This window comes from Massilia sp., assembly GCF_032106685.1.
Lineage (GTDB): Bacteria > Pseudomonadota > Gammaproteobacteria > Burkholderiales > Burkholderiaceae_D > Telluria.
In genome coordinates, this window is record NZ_DAMCPG010000020.1 from 33870 (window position 1) to 45844 (window position 11975).

An 11975-nucleotide genomic window follows, 5' to 3' on the forward strand; every position below is an offset into this window, starting at 1 on the left:
ACACGCTGCGCCGAACCGGAGCGGCGTTCCGCCCCGAACGCGGTGGCGGCGGATCGCAGCGGACCGCAGCGGTGGATCGCCGCAGTGGAGCACCCCGGCGCATCACCCCATCAGATGCCGTTGCGCTGCAGCCAGCCGTCGATTTCCGGCACACGCTGGGCGCGCACCTTCAGGCGGTCCTCGATCGCCGCGACCGCGGTCTCGGCATCGCGCCTGGCCTCCGGCGCCAGGTGCTTCTCGGCATAGGCGCGCACCTTGCCGACCATCTCGCTGCTGGACGAAGCGCGCGCCAGCATCGGGAAATAACGGCTGCGCGAGGTGGCGTCGACGCGCTGGTTGACGGCCGCCATGTTGGCGATCGCGAAGTCGAAGGCCATCTCCGGATAATTCCCGGCCACGGTGGCGATCATGTCCGCGCCGATGGTCGCGCCCGGCTCGTCGGTGAGCGCCAGGGCCAGCGCGCGCCGGGCCAGCAGCGGGTCGGTGGCGCTGGCGAGCAGGCCGTACATGGTGTCCTTGACCAGCGGCGAGGTCTCGGCGCGCGCGGCCTCGCGCAGCGCTTCCCAGGTCGGCGCGTCGGCGTGCTGGGCCACCACCGCCAGGATGCTCTTGCGCAGCCCGGGCGGCACGGCTTGCGGATCGCGCTCCATCGCCGCATGGCGGCGCCGCGCCTCGGCGATGGTCGCGCGGTCGCCGAGCTGGCCGAGGATCTCGATCAGGTCGCCGCGCAGGTTGACGCGCGAGCTGGCTTCGCCCGCCTGGGCGTTCCAGCCGATGCGCGCCATCACCGGCGCCAGGCGCGCCACCGCATAGTCCGCGAAGCGCTGGCGCCCGGGATCGGCGGCGTCGTACTGGGCGTGGATCTGGGCAAAGGTCGCGGCGATCCGGCTCCAGACCTGGGGCTCGGCGTCGAGCGGCGTGGCGCGCGCCAGGTCGAGGAAGCTGGAGGCCGGCTGCAGCCCGGCCATGCCCAGCGCCCAGCTGTCCGAGAGCAGGCCGAGCTGGTCGATCGGGGCCAGCGCCGCGAAGCCGGCGCTCAACCGGGCAAAGGCCTTTGGCGCGTACAGGGTGCGGTAGTAGCCGCTCTGGCCGGCGTTCACGACGACGGCGCCGCAACCGGGCAGCGACAGCGTGCCCTTGCCGCCGGCCACCAGCGTGCCGCCTTGCGCGCCGGCGCCGGCGCCCGATCCTGCGCTGACCACCTGGGCGATGACCGGCACGCGCCAGGACAGGGGCTTGCGTCCGGGCTGGTCGCGCGAGAACTCGCCCTGGGCCAGCGCCACCGTGCTGCGCCCGTCCTTGCATACCGGGTCGGCCACGCGGATCAGCGGCACGCCCGGCTGCAGCGTGAAGTCGTGGGCGATCGCCGTCACCGGCTTGGCGGCGGCGCGCTCGATGTGCCGCCACAGGTCGTTCGAGACCGTGTTGCCGTAGGCGTGTTCGCGCAGGTAGGCGCGCACGCCGCGGCGCCAGGCATCCTCGCCGACGTAGGCCTCCAGCATGCGGATCACCGCTTCGCCCTTCGAATAGGTGATCTCGTCGAAGGCCTGGCTGGCCTGTTCCACCGTCTCGACGTGCTGCACCACCGGGTGCGTGGTCACCACCGAATCGCGCGCCATCGCGTGGTCGCGGCTGCGCACGGCGTTCAGCGCCGTGTTCCATTCGGGATGCAGGCGCGCCGTCATGCGGCCTTCCATCCAGGAGGCGAAGCCCTCGTTGAGCCAGAGGTCGTCCCACCAGCGCATCGTGACCAGGTTGCCGAACCACTGGTGCGCCATCTCGTGGGCGGCGGTGGCGAAGATCTCCTGCCGGTCGACCTGGGTCGAGATCGCCGGGTCGAGCAGCAGCGCGTACTCGAAGCTGAAGATCGCGCCCCAGTTTTCCATGGCCGAGAAGAACTGGCTGCGTCCGGGGCCGGCCACGTTGTCGAGCTTGGGCAGGGGATAGCGCACGCCGAAGTAATCGTTGTACTCGCGCAGGATGTCCTGCGAGGCGTCGAGCGCGAACCGCGCCTGGGCCAGGGCGCCGCGGCGGGTCACCACGCCCAGTTCGGTGCCGTCGACGTTCGCCGTGGCGCGCTCGAAGTCGCCCAGCGCGAAGAACAGCAGGTAGGTCGACATCTTCGGCGAATCGGCGAAGCGCACGCGCACCCGGCCGTCGGGCAGCGTCGTGGCCTGCGCCACCGGCATGTTACTGACGGCCATCTCCCCGGCCGGGATCGTGGCCTGCAGGGCGAAGCTGGCCTTGTAGGCCGGCTCGTCCCAGGAGGGAATCATGCGGCGCGCGTCGGAATTCTCGAACTGGGTGAACAGGGCGCGCTTTTTCCCCTGCGCGCTGTCGTAGTCGAGCGAGAACAGGCCGGCCGCCTGGGTCTGGACCACGCCGGTATAGTCGAGCGCGAGGCGGTAGCGTCCCTTCGCCAGCGGCCTGGAGAAGCTGAAGGTCGCGGTCTGCGCCGCCGCGTCGACCGCGATGCGCGCGTCCTGCGCCGCGCCGCCGGCCCCTGGCGTGAGGGTCGCACCCAGGAAGCGCAGCTCGGCCGCGTTGAGCGTGATGTCGCGGGTCGGCGCGAGCACCTCGAGCTCGATCGCGACCCGGGCCGCGAAGCTGGCGGCCTGCGCATCGGGCGTGATCGCGATGTCGTAGTGCAGCGGGCGCACGCCGCGCGGGAGCTGGGTGGTCGCTTCGGCGGCGGCCGCGAGAGGTACTGTCGAGGGAGCGGCATGGGCCGGCAGGGCGGCGCCGGCCAGGGCCAGCGCCGCGGCTGCGGCGATGAGGCTGTGGTGCATGGGAGTCTTTCGTCGAGTGGTCTGCGGCGGTGGCGCGGACGGCGGCCAGCTTCATGGATCGAGACACCGGCATCTTGCGGGCAAAGGATATCGATGTCAATCTATCAAGCCTGCCGGCGCCAACCAGGGCTGGCTGGGGTATGATCGGAGCAGGCCCGGTTCCCCCGCGCCGCACAACGACAAATCCGCGACAAACCGAAGGAGACCCATGAAACTCTACCTCAGCAGCTACGCGCCCAATCCGCGCCGCGTGAGCATGTTCATCGCCGAGAAGGGCATCGCAGGCATCGAGACCGTGATGGTCGACATCATGAAGGGCGAGCACCGCAATGCGGACTACCTGGCCAAGAACCCGCTCGGCCGCGTCCCGGCGCTCGAACTCGACGACGGCCGCGTGCTGAGCGAAACGCGCGCGATCTGCACCTGGCTCGAAGGCCTGCAGCCGGAGCCGAACCTGATGGGCAAGGACTTCGAGGAGCGCGCCTTCATCGAGATGGCCGACCGCCGCATGGAGTTACACCTGCTGCTCGAAACGGCCAGCTGCGCGCGCCACACCCATCCGGCGCTGGCGGTGCTCGAGCAGCCCCAGTTCGCCGACTTCGGCGCGGCCCAGGGCGACAAGATGCGCATCACCGCGCGCTGGCTCGACCAGGTGCTGGCGCGCCAGGAATACGTCGCCGGCGAACGCTTCACGATCGCCGACATCACCGCCTTCTGCGCGCTAGAGTTCGGCCGCGGCCTGCTGAAGTTCAAGCCGGGCGAGGAGGGGATGGCACACCTGCAGGCCTGGCGCGACCGCATCGCTGCAAGGCCGAGCGCGCAGGCGTCGAAGTAGTCGCGCTTACAAATCGCTGTTGCGTGAGCGTTGCCTTTTGCAGAAACGCTCACGTCGCTCATCGTTAATTACCATAATAAATCGATGAAATACATCAAGCCCGAGGTAATCAGTTTAAAGAACAGCCCGCAATTCAACGAAAAATGGCTGCAAGCGCGGATCGAAGAAGATCCAACCATCCTGGGACTGGGCGATCTGGACTTCAGGGATACCGAGAAAATTCTGATCGGTGGTGGACGTCTCGATACCATCCTCTACGATCCAGAGTACAAGAAACGCTACGAGGTGGAGATACAGCTCGGGAAAACGGACGAGTCTCATATTATCCGTACCATCGAGTACTGGGATATCGAGCGAAAAAAGAATCCACAATACGAGCACTGCGCCGTGATTGTGGCCGAAGATATCACCAGCAGGTTTCTCAACGTAATCTCGCTGTTCAACGGTTTCATTCCCCTCATCGCTATTCAAGTGAAAGCAGTCAAGATCGGAGACGTCATCACCTTGTTCTTCACGAAAGTTTTGGACGAGAACAAGTTCGACCTGCTGGAACAGGAGAGCGCCTCGGAGCCAACCGATAAAGATTACTGGGAAAGAAAGGCGACGAAGGAAAGCCTGAGACTCACCGAAAAGATCATGTCATCCTTGGGCGACATCACTTCCGATTACAGCCTCAAATACAACAAGCACTACATTGGCTTGGCAAAGAACAATATGGCAAACAATTTTATTGCTTTTGTTCCGAGGAAATCTGCTGTGCTGCTCCATGTGAAGTTGGAACAAACGGATGAGATTAACGAGATCATTGCCGAGTCGGATATCGATGTGCTGGCATATGACAAGCAGTGGAATCAATATCGACTGAGGATCAAGGAAAGCGACCTCGAGAATAATCTCGAGGTGATCAAAGGCTTGGCTTCACGGGCGAAAGAGGCATACATGAGCTGAAGCTGGGCCGACTTTACGGTCCAGGTTGCCGCACCCCGTCTCATGCGAGCCCGCGGCGTCGGACGCGCACGTTGGACGCGTGGACGGGATACCCGTCCACCCTACAGGTCTGCTCCCGCGTCGTGATCTAGCCGACCCGCTTGTACCACGCCAGGTGTCCGAAAATCGGCAAATAATCCGCCGCATGCGCATCGCCGGGGGCGAGCTCGCGGTCGATCCCCAGCACCCCGAAGCGCGCCAGGCTGTCGTGGAACAGGCGCAGCACGCGCTGGCGCAGCACCGGGCCGAAGTCGGCCAGGGCGCGGCGGCAGACGATGGCCTGGAATTCGTTGAAGGAGGCGTCCGTCACCAGGTTGTATTGCGCCCAGGTGATGCGCGCGCGCAGGCGCGGCAGCAGGCGCGCGCGGCCGTCGCGCAGCTCGAAGTAGTCGGATAACCGCCCGCTGCCGCCGCTGCGCTCGTAGTTCTGCTGGAGCCCGGGCAGCTCGGCGGCGTCGATGCTCGCCTCGCGCACCTCGGCCAGCAGTTCGTCGTTGGCCAGGGTGGCGAAGATCTCGGTGCGCGCCAGCAGGTCTTCCTCGGCCAGCAGGATCGCCAGCGACCAGGCTTCGCCCACGCTGGCGCACTCGGCCAGCCAGACCTTGGGCACGGCTGCCGGGCGCAGGCTGGCGCCGAGGGCGATGCGGGCTTGGCCGGCGCACTCGGGACTGTCGAACAGCGTGGCCGGGGCCACCGCCAGCGCGCGCAGCAGGTGCGAGGCCGCGCCCGGCTCGTGCAGCACGCGTTCCTGCAGCGCCGACACCGTGTTCAGGGCGCGTTCCCGCACGACGGCGAGCAGCTTGCGCCGCACCTGGTGGCGGTCGTAGTCGCGGAAATCGTAGCCGTGGCGCTGAAACAGGGCTTCCAGCAGCAGCGCGATCTCCAGTTCCTCGACCGCCGGGTCGGTGGCGCAGGCCGCCCTGACGCCGGCGAACGCGTTCAATGCAGCCACACCCGCATCAGCGACAGCAGCTGGGCCACGTCGACCGGCTTGGTGATGTAGTCGGAGGCGCCGGCGGCGATGCACTTGTCGCGGTCGCCCTTCATCGCCTTCGCCGTGAGGGTGATGATCGGCAGCGACTTGAACTTCGGGATGCGGCGGATTGCCCGCATCGTGTCGTAGCCGTCCATCTCCGGCATCATGATGTCCATCAGGACGATCTCGATGCCCGGGTCCTTCTCCAGCACCTCGATGCCGTCGCGGCCGTTCTCGGCGAACAGCACCTGCATCTGCTGGCGCTCCAGCAGCGAGGACAGGGCGAAGATGTTGCGCAAATCGTCGTCGACGATCAGCACCTTGCGCCCGGCCAGTCCGCTGTCGGTGGCGTGGATATCTTCCAGCATCTTGCGCTGCAGCTCGGGCAGCGAGGCGTGCGAGCGGTGCAGGAACAGCGCGGTCTCGTCCAGCAGGCGCTCGGGCGAGCGCGCGTCCTTGATGACGATGGTCTTCGCATACTTCTTGAGCTTGGTGACCTCCTTGCGCGACAGTTCCTGGGCCGTGTAGATCACGATCGGCAGGTCGCGCAGCTCCGGCTTCCTGCCGATCTCGTCGAGCAGGTCGAAGCCCGAGATGTCCGGCAGCGTCAGGTCGAGCACCATGCAGTCGAAGTGGGCGCCGTCCAGCGCATCGAGCGCCGCCTTGCCGTCGCCCGCGGTGGCGATGTGCAGGTCGGTATTGCCGATCAGCGAGACGATGGCGTCGCGCTGGGCCGGATCGTCCTCCACCACCAGCAGACTACGCTTGCCGCCCATCAGGAACTTCTGGATGCGCGTGAACTCCTCCTGCAGCGCCTCGCGTCCGACCGGCTTGTGCAGGTAGGAGATCGCGCCCTGGCGCAGCGCGCGCTCGCGTTCGCGCAGGGCCGACACCACGTGCACCGGGATGTGGCGGGTGCTCGGGTCGCGCTTCAGGCGGTCGAGCACCGTGAAGCCGTCGATGTCCGGCAGGTCGATGTCGAGCAGGATCGCGGACGGCAGGTAGTCGCGCGCCAGCGACAGCGCCGAGTCGCCGCGGTGGGTGACGATGCCCTTGAAGTTCTTCTCGCGGGCGAATTCCAGCACCGCCTTGGCGAAGCGGTCGTCGTCCTCGACGATCAGCACCGAAGGGTCGCCCGGCGCGATCAGGCCGCGGTCGTCCAGCATCGATGCGTATTCGACCAGGCCGCCGGAGGAGGGCGCCGGCACCTCGATGGTGGCGACGGCGCCGTCGTCGTCCCTGCCGGCGGCAATCACCACCGGGGTTTGCGGCGTCGGCTTGGGCGGCGCCAGGCGCGCCGGCTGCGGCTGGCGGGTCTGTTCGTAGTTGATGAAGCCGGCGCGGTTGTACGGCAGGTAGAGGGTGAAGGTCGAGCCGGCGTTGACGGTCGACTCGACGCGGATCTCGCCGCCCAGCAGGCGCGCCAGTTCGCGCGAGATCGACAGGCCCAGGCCGGTGCCGCCGTACTTGCGGGCGGTCGAGCCGTCGGCCTGCTGGAAGGCCTCGAAGATCAGCTGCAGCTTGTCGGCCGGGATGCCCACGCCGGTGTCGCTGACCGAGAACGCCAGCACCGCGTCCGCGTGCAGCAGGTGCGGGTGGTCGGCGGTCCAGCCGCTGGTGACCAGGCTGATGTTCAGGGACACCTGGCCGTGGCTGGTGAACTTGAAGGCATTCGACAGCAGGTTCTTCAGGACCTGCTGCAGGCGCGTCGTGTCCGTCATCACCGCGGTCGGTAGGTTGTCGGCCAGCTCCACCTTGAAGCCCAGGTGCTTGGCCTCGGCCATGTGGCGGAAGGTGCGGTCGACGTAGTTGCGCAGGTTCGAGAAGCGGTATTCCGAGACGTCCAGGGTGACCGTGCCCGACTCGATCTTCGACAGGTCGAGAATGTCGTTAATCAGGGTCAGCAGGTCGGAGCCCGAGCCATGGATGGTCTTCGCGAATTCGACCTGCTTGCCCGACAGGTTGCCTTCCGGGTTGTCGGAGAGCTGCTGGGCCAGGATCAGGAGCGAATTCAGCGGAGTGCGCAATTCGTGCGACATGTTGGCCAGGAACTCGGACTTGTACTTCGAGGACAGGGCCAGCTGGGTCGCCTTTTCCTCGAGCGCCAGTTTCGCCTGTTCCACCTCGCGGTTCTTGCGCTCCACCTCGATGTTCTGCTCGGACAGCAGGCGCGCTTTTTCCGCCAGTTCCTGGTTGGTCTGTTGCAGTTCCTGGGCCAGCGACTGCGACTGGGTCAGCAGCGACTCGGTACGGCTGTTCGCCTCGATCGTGTTCAGGACCACGCCGATCGACTCCATCAGCTGGTCGAGGAAGGACAGGTGGGTCTCGGTGAAGCGGTCGAGCGAAGCGATCTCGATCACTGCCTTGACCTGCTGTTCGAACAGGATCGGCAGCACGACGATGTTGTTCGGCGGCGCCGAGCCCAGGCCCGAGGACACCACGATGTAGTCGCGCGGGACGTCGGTCAGCCAGATGCGGGTCTTCTCGACCGCGCACTGGCCCACCAGGCCTTCGCCCGGCAGGAAGGAGGTCGGCAGCTTGCGGCTGGAACGGTAGCCATAGGAGGCGATCATGCGCAGGCGCGGTTCGAGCTCCTGCGAATCCATCATGTAGAACACGCCGTGGTGGGCCGAGACCAGCGGCGCCAGTTCCGACAGGATCAGCTTGGTCACCGCCTGCAGGTCGCGCTGGCCCTGCAGCAGGCGCGTGAAGCGCGCCAGGTTGGTCTTCAGCCAGTCCTGCTGCGCGTTCTTCTGCGTGGTCTCCTTCAGGTTGCGGATCATCTCGTTGATGTTGTCCTTCAGGTAAGACACCTCGCCGCGCGCTTCCACCTGGATCGAACGCGAAAGGTCGCCGCGGGTCACCGCGGTCGCCACTTCGCCGATCGCGCGCATCTGGTTGGTGAGGTTCGCCGCCAGCTGGTTGACGTTCTCGGTCAAGTCCTTCCAGGTACCGGCCACACCGGACACGTTCGCCTGGCCGCCGAGTTTACCCTCGGTACCGACTTCGCGCGCCACGCGGGTCACCTCGGAAGCGAAGGAGGACAGCTGGTCCACCATGACGTTGATGGTGTCCTTCAGTTCGAGAATCTCGCCCTTGACGTCCACGGTGATCTTTTTCGACAGGTCGCCACGCGCCACCGCGGTCGTCACCGCCGCGATGTTACGCACCTGGCCCGTCAGGTTCGAGGCCATGAAGTTCACGTTGTCGGTCAGGTCCTTCCAGGTGCCGCCGACGCCCGGCACGTAGGCCTGGCCGCCGAGCTTACCCTCGGTACCCACCTCGCGCGCCACACGGGTCACTTCCGATGCGAACGAGGACAGCTGGTCCACCATGACGTTGATGGTGTTCTTCAGTTCGAGAATCTCGCCCTTCACGTCCACGGTGATCTTCTTGGACAGGTCGCCGTTCGCCACCGCGGTGGTCACCTCCGCGATGTTACGCACCTGGCCGGTCAGGTTGCCCGCCATCGAGTTCACGCCGTCGGTCAGGTCCTTCCAGGTGCCGGCGACGCCGGGCACGTTCGCCTGGCCGCCGAGACGGCCTTCGGTACCCACTTCGCGCGCGACGCGGGTCACTTCGGAAGCGAAGGAGTTCAGCTGGTCCACCATGACGTTGATGGTGTTCTTCAGTTCGAGAATCTCGCCCTTCACGTCCACGGTAATCTTTTTCGACAGGTCGCCGTTCGCCACCGCGGTCGTCACGTCCGCGATGTTACGCACCTGGCCGGTCAGGTTGCCCGCCATCGAGTTCACCGAGTCGGTCAAGTCCTTCCAGGTGCCGGCGACGCCCTTCACCTGCGCCTGGCCGCCCAGCTTGCCCTCGGTACCTACCTCGCGCGCGACGCGGGTCACCTCGGAAGCGAACGAGGACAGCTGGTCCACCATGACGTTGATCGTGTTCTTCAGTTCGAGAATCTCGCCCTTCACGTCCACGGTAATCTTTTTGGACAGGTCGCCGTTCGCGACCGCGGTCGTCACCGCCGCGATGTTACGCACCTGGCCCGTCAGGTTCGAGGCCATGAAGTTCACGTTGTCGGTCAGGTCCTTCCAGGTGCCGCCCACGCCGGGCACGTAGGCCTGGCCGCCGAGTTTACCCTCGGTTCCCACCTCGCGCGCCACGCGCGTCACCTCGGAAGCGAAGGAGCGCAGCTGGTCCACCATGACGTTGATGGTGTCCTTCAGTTGCAGGATCTCGCCGCGCACGTCCACCGTGATCTTTTTCGACAAGTCGCCGTTCGCCACCGCGGTCGTCACTTCCGCGATGTTACGCACCTGCGAGGTCAGGTTGCCCGCCATCGAGTTCACCGAGTCGGTCAGGTCCTTCCAGGTACCCGCCACGCCCTTCACCTGCGCCTGGCCGCCGAGCTTGCCCTCGGTGCCCACCTCGCGCGCCACGCGCGTCACTTCCGAGGAGAACGAGGAGAGCTGTTCCACCATCGTGTTCGCGGTCTGCGCCGCGCGCAGGTACTGGCCCTTGAGCGGGTGTCCATCCACTTCCAGCGCCATGGTCTGCGACAGGTCGCCCTTCGCCACCGCGCCGATGACGCGCGCCATCTCGGTGGTCGGGCGCACCAGGTCGTCGATGAGGGTGTTGACCGAGCTGATGATGGTGCCCCAGCCGCCGACCACGCCCGGCACGTCGGCGCGTTGGGTGAGGTGGCCCTCGCGCCCGACCACGCGCGACACCTCGGTCACGGTCTCCACCATCTTCTGCTTGGTCTCGATGATGTCGTTGAGCGTGTCGGCGATCTTGCCCGATACGCCGGTCCAGTCGGAAGGCATGCGTACCGAGAAGTCACCCTTTTTCAGGGCCATCAGCGTGGCCAGCAGGAGCTTGACGTCCAGCTGTTCAGCCATGTCGGTCATAGTGTTCATCGACGGTCATTCCTCGTTTTGGGTAGGGTTGGTGCGGCGTTCTTGTTCAGGCCGGTCCTGGTGAAAAATCGTGGACGAGCGCATTAGAAAGTGTTAAACAGAAACTATTGAAAGATACTCTTGTGTGAAATCAAGTCAACCCCTGACGCGCTTGATTCTTGCACAATTGAAATAAGTATTGGACAAGCGCGCGGAGGTTAGCGTAAATAGATTTTCCTGGTCGCACAGTTGATGTGACTGAACAATGGTCGTTGCGCAACTGCGACATCAAACATGTCTGTACAACAAGCTGGATCTTGCTAAAATTGCCACAATGCATGCTTTTGCAGTCGCCTTGCACTAGCATATAGAGTTCATCACTGAGAAAGAAGCGAGCACTATGGTTGAGACTGCACAAATGGTGCAGCTGATGGAGACGCAGGACCCTGGCGGTTGGAGCCAGATCCTGTTCGGGCTGGCGCGCCAGCTCGGCTTCGATCAGGTGCTGTATGGCATGGTCGGCTCGCGCCATGCCCAGTTCGAACGCGCATTCTTGCGCAGTAATTACTCGTCCGCATGGCGCGAGCGCTACGATGCGGCGCGCCTGGCCTATGTCGACCCAACGGTGGGACATTGCCTGAGCAGTACCTTGCCGATCGTCTGGGAGCCGGCCATCTTCGACGGGGCGGAAGGCAGCGCACTTTATGAGGAGGCCTGCGCCTACGGCATCCGTACCGGCGTGACCTTGCCGGTGCATGGGCCCAACGGGGAGTTCGGGGTGCTCAGTTTCGCGTCGGATGCGCCACCCGGCAGAGATTTTTCGCGGACCATCGCGCACGTGATGCCGTCCCTCAGCCTGGTGCGCGACTATGCGTTCGCGTCCGCGATCCGCTTCCTGGGCGGCGGCAGCGACACCGGCGGTGGCGATACCGCGCCGCGCCTGACCCGGCGCGAGCTCGAAGTGCTCAACTGGGTCATGGCGGGCAAGTCGTCCTGGGAAATTTCAAGAATTACGAATTGCTCCGAGGCGACCGTCAACTTCCACCTGGCCAACGTGCGCCAGAAATTCAACGTCAATACCCGCCAGCAGGCGGTGGTCAAGGCGATCGCGCTGGGGCTGATCAGCCCTGAAGATCGCCATCGTTGAGCTTGCCGTTGACGTAGAGCTTCAGCAGGATCGCGACCGGCGCCGGAATCGCCAGCCCGGTTTCGAATCGGCTGCCGCTCGACTGGGTCACGCCGAAACGACCCCAGAATTTTTCCTGGCTCTCGCGCTTGCTGATGCGGAACTGTCGCAGGTCCACGTGCGCGGCGCGTGGCGGTTGCGGCAGCACGGCCGGCATCGCGGCCGAGTGCACGGTCGGGCGGGCAAGCATGGATTCGCAGACGAAATCGTTCGGCATGGTGCGGTCTCCTCGTTGTTCAGTAGCAAAGCTTTAGTATTCCACCGCTATTTCTCCCAGCCCACCTAGCAGTCCTGCTAGTTCCGCATCTGCCCGGTTTGCATGACGCTTTATGCGCTTCGCATACTT

The 11975-nt window shown here is 65.3% G+C and carries 7 protein-coding genes; 3 read left to right on the forward strand and 4 right to left on the reverse strand.

Annotated features, from left to right (window positions below; translation table 11 throughout):
• Positions 1-110: 110 nt before the first annotated feature.
• Positions 111-2789: a M1 family metallopeptidase gene (locus RT688_RS12910; protein WP_313705285.1), complete on the reverse strand. Its 2679-nt coding sequence runs from the start codon at positions 2787-2789 to the stop codon at positions 111-113.
• 208 nt (positions 2790-2997) lie between these two features.
• On the opposite strand from RT688_RS12910, the gene RT688_RS12915 reads away from it, so the two are divergent.
• Together RT688_RS12915 and RT688_RS12920 are read left to right on the forward strand one after the other, a co-directional pair.
• Entirely contained in the window at positions 2998-3624 is a 627-nt protein-coding gene (locus tag RT688_RS12915; RefSeq protein ID WP_313705286.1) for a glutathione S-transferase family protein, read from the forward strand.
• A gap of 84 nt (positions 3625-3708) precedes the next feature.
• Positions 3709-4572, forward strand: a complete 864-nt coding sequence (locus tag RT688_RS12920) for a hypothetical protein (protein ID WP_313705287.1) — start codon at positions 3709-3711, stop codon at positions 4570-4572.
• A 127-nt stretch (positions 4573-4699) separates the two neighbouring features.
• Here the strand turns inward: RT688_RS12920 and RT688_RS12925 are convergent, their stop codons facing one another.
• Both RT688_RS12925 and RT688_RS12930 read right to left on the reverse strand, forming a co-directional pair.
• Entirely contained in the window at positions 4700-5563 is an 864-nt protein-coding gene (locus RT688_RS12925) for a CheR family methyltransferase (RefSeq protein ID WP_313705288.1), read from the reverse strand.
• The gene (locus RT688_RS12930; protein ID WP_313705289.1) at positions 5551-10464 is read right to left on the reverse strand and encodes a response regulator; all 4914 of its coding nucleotides are present in this window, start codon (positions 10462-10464) and stop codon (positions 5551-5553) included. Before RT688_RS12930 ends, RT688_RS12925 begins: the two co-directional genes overlap by 13 nt.
• 397 nt (positions 10465-10861) lie before the next feature.
• On the opposite strand from RT688_RS12930, the gene RT688_RS12935 reads away from it, so the two are divergent.
• Positions 10862-11590 (forward strand): LuxR family transcriptional regulator, encoded by a 729-nt coding sequence (locus RT688_RS12935; RefSeq protein ID WP_313705290.1) that lies wholly within the window; start codon positions 10862-10864, stop codon positions 11588-11590.
• On the opposite strand, the gene RT688_RS12940 is transcribed toward RT688_RS12935, so the two are convergent.
• The gene (locus RT688_RS12940; protein WP_313705291.1) at positions 11565-11846 is read right to left on the reverse strand and encodes a helix-turn-helix transcriptional regulator; all 282 of its coding nucleotides are present in this window, start codon (positions 11844-11846) and stop codon (positions 11565-11567) included. The genes RT688_RS12935 and RT688_RS12940 overlap by 26 nt on opposite strands.
• Between the last annotated feature and the right edge of the window lie 129 nt (positions 11847-11975).